At 40.6% G+C, this 2,261-nt stretch carries 2 protein-coding genes; both read right to left on the minus strand.

Annotation, left to right across the window (positions count from 1 at the left end):
- Positions 1-85: 85 nt before the first annotated feature.
- A complete protein-coding gene (tnpC, locus tag C9J35_RS22845) occupies positions 86-1,669 on the minus strand; it encodes an IS66 family transposase (RefSeq protein WP_438941224.1) in 1,584 nt (527 codons plus the stop codon).
- 62 nt (positions 1,670-1,731) lie between these two features.
- Positions 1,732-2,085 carry an IS66 family insertion sequence element accessory protein TnpB gene (gene tnpB, locus C9J35_RS22850; protein WP_107927126.1) on the minus strand — a complete coding sequence of 118 codons (354 nt, stop codon included), beginning with the start codon at positions 2,083-2,085 and terminating at the stop codon, positions 1,732-1,734.
- Between the last annotated feature and the right edge of the window lie 176 nt (positions 2,086-2,261).

Consider the following 2,261-nt stretch of genomic DNA (forward strand, 5'->3'; position numbering starts at 1 on the left):
TGTAAGCCCGAAATAAAAAAATAAGCGCACCTTTTCGGTACGCACGACGAATGGCCATCTATCTGAAATTATTTCAAATAGATGGCTATTTTGCACATGTCGCTTGAATATTTTTCGACCAAGGCATGTAATTATTTAAAATCTCTGGCCGCTGGTGGAACGGTAAATTTGGCAGCTCTGTCATTAATGTCACTAAGTATTGATAAAAATCGATGCCGTTTGCTTTTGCCGTTTCAGCCAAACTTAAGCAGATGGCATTGGCTTTAGCACCAGCTTCACTCATAGAGAAAAGCCAGTTCTTACGACCAATCACATTCGGACGAATCGCATTTTCGGCTGGATTATTATCGATTTCAATCCTACCGTCGTACAGAAACGCTTTTAATCCGTGGATACGATTTAATGTGTATTCCGCTGCTTTGGCTAAGAAATTTTTACCGAAGAAAGGTGATTCGTCTACCCATTTTAGAAACTTTTCTACAATCGGCTTTGAATGTTTTTGCCTTGCTTTTCGGCGTTTACCTGGTGAAAGATCCTTAAATTGACGTTCTAAGTGATACAGTTGATCACAATAATCCACGCCAATTTTGCCGTTTTTGCTATCGGCTTTCAGCCAATAACGTCGCACATGTGCCCAACAGTTGGCGAATGTGACATCAGGTAGATTGCCGTATGCAGAATAACCATCACAAATCATGGTTCCTTTAAAACCAGCTGTAAAGTCTTCTAATACAGAACGGCTTCTCGATAAAGCACTTTGGAAAAGAACGATGATTGGTCCTTGGCTTGGCACGCTTCGGAACACCCAATTGTAGGCATTCGATTGACCGGATTTTCCGTCTGAACGTTTGATGATTTGCGCATACGTTTCGTCCACATGTAGAACAGATTTCGCTGTTAATGTCTGCTTCATCTGTTCATAAACCGGTAGAAGCCAATCTTCTGCTGCACGAATGACCCAATTCGATAAGTTTTTATCGTTGGTAAGCAAGCCATAACGCTCCCACTCCTTCACCTGGCGGTAAAGAGGTAAGTACTGGATAAACTTATCATAGATGAGTTTTGCTAAAACAGTCGGTCCTGCAATACTTCGCTGAAAGGCACCTTGCGGTGCTTTCCCACGTTTCATTTGTGCTTTTTCCGAGGCATCCTTTTTACAGTGCTTGCACTCATAGGCATGCTCTATATGCTGGATGCGCATCATTTTTGCCGGAATGAATTTCGCTTCTTCACGCGCAAGTGTTGTACCAGCTTCCGTCATTTGACCATGGCAACAGTCACATTGCGTGTTTTCAGGATGATGGTGAATTTCTTCTATTTCAATCCCATCACGAAAAGAATCATTCCGTTTTTTCTTATGTAGTTTACGGACAACAGTATAAGTAACAGTTGGCGTGCTTTGTTCCTCTGTCTGCTCAGAATTGTTAAAAGACGGATCGTCTTCAAATAAAGAACCTTGTCCATCTGGTGCTTGGTACTTTGATTTTTCTGATTTTGAACCGTATAAAGCCTTTGTTAATTGGCGAACTTGTTCAGTCAACGCTTCAATTTGTTTCAACGATTGATCCAGCTTTTTTGTTAATTCATTATTTTGCTGATTTGAATGAGCCAATTGTTGCTCTAGTAATTGAATGAATCGTTCATTTTGGTTAGAAGATGAGTTATCCAAGTTATTCACCACATTTCGTTCAGTATAAGTTATGGATGATTATACCATCTTGATAGGTGAGTTTAAAAGACACCTTTTGCTGATTTTGCAATCGCTTTTGGTTGCTGAAGTGATAAGCCTTCTAACAGCCAGCGAAGCTCCTGTTGTGAAAGGTTACGCACTTCATTTTCGTCTTTTGGCCATTGTAACTTGCCATTATCTAATCGTTTATAAAGCATGGCGAAGCCATCTCCATCAAAATATAAACATTTATAGCGGTCCCTGCTCCAACCAGAAAATAAAAAAATGGAATCGCTGTATAGATCGAGTTCAAAAGAATCCTGAATGAGCGTTGCGAGACCGTCAATGCCTTTACGCATATCAGTTTTGCCGCAAATGATATAGATGTTTTGCACGCTCGTGAAATCATGCTTCATCACTTGTTCAACTCCTTCATGATTGTTAGGATGATGTGCTCATCTACGCCATTGAAGAAGGAAATTTCAGCACTCGCTGTTTTGATGACACAGCTCGGACCAGGGGTATTTTTTGTTGGCATGATAGGTGAAGATTCATCAGTGATAGGATTTAGTGTCACGGGGACAATTGTTAG

It is taken from the genome of Lysinibacillus parviboronicapiens (assembly GCF_003049575.1).
In the GTDB taxonomy this organism is placed as follows: Bacteria; Bacillota; Bacilli; order Bacillales_A; family Planococcaceae; genus Lysinibacillus; species Lysinibacillus parviboronicapiens.

Excerpts from the sequence above, each read along its gene's own strand:
- tnpB (WP_107927126.1), bottom strand. The coding sequence starts at position 2,085 with ATGAAGCATGATTTCACGAGCGTGCAAAACATCTATATCATTTGCGGC.